The 535-nt window shown below is 62.2% G+C and carries 1 pseudogene; it reads right to left on the bottom strand.

Annotation, left to right across the window (positions count from 1 at the left end):
* Positions 1–470, bottom strand: a pseudogene (locus PKE99_RS39460) (IS5 family transposase); the annotation flags it as partial.
* Positions 471–535: the final 65 nt, after the last annotated feature.

Raw genomic sequence — 535 nt, 5'->3', positions numbered from 1 at the left:
ATAGCCGGTGTAGTCGGAATCCTGCCCCGGCGTGATCCCGGTCCTCATCGGGAGGCCTGCGCCGTTGACGCGGAGATGGATCCTGGTCGGGAACCCACCTCTCGAACGGCCAGGAGCCTCTTTCGGAGTCCCCCTTTTGCGCCGGCCGCATGGTGGTGGGCCCTGATCACAGTGCTGTCGATCATCTGGAGCTTGTCGGGCGCGAGCTTCGCGTGGTTCAAGGCATCCAGGATGTCCTCCCACAGCCCGGCGAGCGTCCAGCGCCGGAACTGCCGGTAGACAGATGACCACTTGCCAAACTCCTCTGGCAGGTCCCGCCAGGGCGCACCGGTCCGCGCGACCCAGAAAATGCCATCCAGAACAAGTCGATGGTCCGCAGGCTTGCGCCCGTTCGGATGCCGGACGGCTCGGATGAAGCCCTCAAAGAATGCCCATTCGTCGTCGGACATCAGATTGCGTGCCAAGGTCACCTCCCACGTAGAGATGATCTTGAATCACAGCCAGACGCGCAGGGGAATCCTTTTTGTCAACGATA

The organism is Pseudonocardia halophobica (genome assembly GCF_027922425.1).
In the GTDB taxonomy this organism is placed as follows: domain Bacteria; phylum Actinomycetota; class Actinomycetes; order Mycobacteriales; family Pseudonocardiaceae; genus Pseudonocardia; species Pseudonocardia halophobica.
Note: the sequence above shows the minus strand (reverse complement) of the source record. Positions and strands in the feature narration are given on the sequence as shown.